Here is a 3,411-nt window from a genome sequence, read left to right on the forward strand (position 1 = left end):
ACTGGATGACGGAAGTGAGAATGCGTATCTACAAAACCTGGCAGTATTGTTTTTCCAGTCATATCAATGACTTTTACTTTATTACCCGCTTGGATGTTTTTGCCAATTTCTTTTATTCGGTTGTTCTCGATCAGAATATCGGTGCCTTCGAACACCTCTTCATTCTTCATGGTGAGCAAACGTGCATTTTTAAGTAGAACCGTTCCTTGGGGGATATCTCGATCTGCTTTTACTTCAATTCTACGTTCTGTTGGTTCGTATTCTTTTGGTGTTTTATCCTCGTCTTTTTTCTCTTCGGCTTCTTTTTCTGTATCTGGATCTTTTTCTGCTTCCTTCTTCGCCTTTGCTTCGGCTTCTTTTTGTACTTCAAAAGCTTTAGCATCAGATAAATTATAAGTGACATGAGCATTCCCCACTGCCCAGTGTACTGTAGAATTGTCCCAGCCCCAAGCAGGGAACTGACCGCCGATATCGGTAAGTTTCCTAGATGGGAAGGCAGAATTTTTGGTATCTGCGACTGAAATGCTGGGAGCTTCATCGCTCACTTGGGGTACGGTAACCACAAACAAATCCATTCCAATAGCCGCCAATGCTTGATCACCTTCTCTAGCCATTTTGATCCATGAAGCTCTAGGTGAATTAGACGAGCCAGGAGCAGCTTTTCCAGTTATCTGAACGTGTTCCTTCTCATCAGTTCCATCCCATCGGATTGAGACCAAACCGCTTCGTCCTGTTAAGTAGATTCTATCAGAATTCTTAGTAAAGTGCGGGTTCGATCTACCGTCTGTATAGCAAATAAAATTGTTTTCTGAACCCTCTGCCGAAACCCAAATAAGGTCACTTGTCCCCCTGAATGCCGTTCTTTGGAGCGCATTTCGGAAATCTTCGGATTGTCCTTTGATCACCACGATCCTAGAACCGTCATTATTCCAAACCGGGTTTTGAAACACACCATCTTCTTGGTTGAGCTGGGTTAAGTTGCTGCCATTCGGTCTTACTTTGTAGAGTTTGCCACCTTCAGCCTTCCAAGTGACAAAAGCTATCCATTGTCCATCTGGAGACCAAGCAGGTTCAGCCTGAGTTTCTTCTAAATTCAAAATCTTTTTGGGGGAACCATTAGGTAAGTCAACCAAGTATAATTCATTCAATGCCGTAAACGCTAATTGCTTTCCGTCAGGCGAAGGAGCAATATCCCTGATTTGTGTGACGGTGAATTCAGGATCATCAGAAATCGGATAGTCGAAATTAAGTTCTGGACCCAAGGGTATACTACTTTTTACGCTAAAGGGAATTTCTTTTGATTTTTTACTGGTTACGTCGATTTGGTGAATTTTTCCTCCATAAGAGATTACAATGCTTTTATCATCCGGAGTCCATGAAAATCCTGGAAGTACATCTCTTGATGCTCTCGATTCTTGATCATCATGCTGTATCGGATACGCTAGCCAACTTTCATCACCTGTAGCAAGATCTCTAAGGATTAATCCTGTCTCTGTTTCGTGTCGAGTAGCATAAACTAACCATTTGCCATCACTGCTGGGAGTTGGACGAAATGCCGAACCATAACGAGATGACTGTTCAATCATTTCACCAGAAACACGATCATACCTTGAAATTTGATATTGAGGCATTGGTGCATTATAAGTCCAAGAACCAGTTCGCTCTGAAAACCAGACATATTGATCATCACTACTAAAAGCGCCTTCTAGCATTCTTAGAGAGTTTGGTTCTTTAACCAACGCCACACCAGAGCCACCATCCACATGATAAAGCCATATTTTGTGGGATCCATTTCCTCCTTCACGCGAAGCAATCATGTATTTTCCGTCAGGAGTCCATTCCGGTCCCTGATATCTATTATTGTTGCCTTTGGTGATTTGTTTTTTCTCTTTGTCCTCAAGGTTGAGAGTCCAAACGTTTTCACCTCCAGATTCATCTGAGATAAAAATGATTTTTTTGCCATCAGGACTATATCGTGGCTGTGCATCAAACTGCATTCCTTCTGTGAGTTGGGTAGCATCTCCACCAGTAATCGGCATCCTATAAATATCCCCTAAGAAATCAAATACAATGGACTGACCATCAGGGCTAACGTCTAAGGCAATCCAAGATCCTTCTGTTAAATCAAATTCAAAAGTTCTACCAGATTCAAGAGGTAAATTTTTGTTCTTATTATTTTCTGTTTTTGTTGAATCCTCTTGAGCCATTGCGGATAAAGAGAAAGCCAAGGCGAGTCCTGCCAAGATTAGCTTCTTCATGATTGGTTGGTTATTTAAAAAAAACAATCTAATACGATAATACTTTAAGGCAAAAGAGTTTAGGATAAGAGGTTGATTGGACATGAAATGCTTGATTTACAAAGTCGCATTCAGTTTTGATTTTTACATTTTTAATTGTGAGATTTTTTCTTTGGAGAAAAGAACTTTAAAATTTCAAATTATTCTACAATCCCTAGCACAATTCCCTTTCTACTTAAGAAATCTTATTTTTGCAGCCCATGCTTAAAAATTTCGATCCTCTTTCATTTGATCTTCCAGTCGCTGAGATAATTCCTCAAGTTAAAACTCAGCTTTCTTTGGCTAATTCTTTGATAATTCAAGCTCCTCCCGGCGCTGGAAAAAGTACACTTCTTCCTTTGGCTTTGTTAAATGAACCTTGGTTGGAAGGAAAGAAGATATTGATGCTTGAGCCACGAAGGTTAGCCACTAAGTCCATTGCGATGAGAATGGCTGATATGTCTGATACCAAAGTCGGAGAATTGATAGGTTATAGAATCCGTTTTGAATCGGTAACATCTAAGAATACAAGGTTGGAGGTCATTACTGAAGGCATATTGACTCGGATGCTTCATTCGGACAATTCACTTGAAAATGTAGGTTTGGTGATTTTTGATGAGTTTCATGAGCGAAATCTACATTCTGAAGTGGCCTTGGCATTATGTAGAGAAGTGCAGGAAGTTTTAAGACCTGATTTAAGAATCTTGCTGATGTCTGCGACAATTGATACTCCTACCCTTTCAGTATTGCTTAAAGCTAAAGTGATCGAAAGCAAGGGAAGACAATACCCTGTAGAAGTTCTTCATCTCAATGAGGTGGATGAATATTCCATTGGAGAAGATACCGCCCGCCAAATTATTCCTTTGACCAAGAAACATGATGGAGACTTTTTGGTGTTTCTACCTGGCCAAGGAGATATTAAGAAGGCTGAGGCTGTACTTAGAAAAGCATTGCCAGAAGATTTGATTTTGCCTCTTTATGGACAACTTTCACCTGCTGCCCAAAACAGAGCTATCAATCCTGATCCAACAGGTAAAAGGAAAATAGTTCTTTCTACAGACATTGCAGAAACTTCATTGACCATAGAAGGTATAAAAGTGGTAGTAGATTCTGGCTATGCAAAATCATCCAAATT

Annotated in this window: 2 protein-coding genes; one reads left to right on the forward strand and one right to left on the reverse strand. The window is 40.2% G+C overall.

The window, feature by feature from the left end:
• On the reverse strand, window positions 1-2,258 hold a 2,258-nt coding region (locus Q0L68_RS18225; protein WP_296705687.1), incomplete at its 3' end, for an amidohydrolase.
• A gap of 239 nt (window positions 2,259-2,497) precedes the next feature.
• Here Q0L68_RS18225 and Q0L68_RS18230 point away from each other — a divergent pair.
• Window positions 2,498-3,411 (forward strand): DEAD/DEAH box helicase (locus Q0L68_RS18230; RefSeq protein ID WP_296705688.1); only part of this gene is annotated, 914 nt, incomplete at its 3' end.

Origin of the sequence: Algoriphagus sp. (genome assembly GCF_024642405.1) — a bacterium.
In the GTDB taxonomy this organism is placed as follows: domain Bacteria; phylum Bacteroidota; class Bacteroidia; order Cytophagales; family Cyclobacteriaceae; genus Algoriphagus.